We start from the raw sequence: 255 nt of genomic DNA on the forward strand, positions 1-255 counted from the left end.
GGTGATGGCTCAGGATGTGTGTGCCAGAGCCCTATGCAATGCAGCCCCTTCTCGAAAAGCACTTCGCGCTCGGTCATCGCCCGATCTGTGTCAAAGACGACACGAGCCCACGCAGCCCGTGTGGGCACCAGAACGGTCGCAAGTTCAACGACAACCGGATCTTCCGTCAGATCTCTCACGAAGAGCTGACCCACGGATTCGTTGCTTGTGCGCGAATGTTGAACGTGATCGAGCAGCGTTTGAAGCGCTGACTCG

1 pseudogene is annotated in these 255 nt (G+C 57.6%); it reads right to left on the reverse strand.

The features are described 5' to 3' along the window. Window positions 1–194, reverse strand: a pseudogene (locus SB786_RS36940) (hypothetical protein); the annotation flags it as partial. Between the last annotated feature and the right edge of the window lie 61 nt (window positions 195–255).

The sequence above is a fragment of the Burkholderia sp. SIMBA_062 genome (assembly GCF_046534765.1).
Classification (GTDB): domain Bacteria; phylum Pseudomonadota; class Gammaproteobacteria; order Burkholderiales; family Burkholderiaceae; genus Burkholderia; species Burkholderia ambifaria.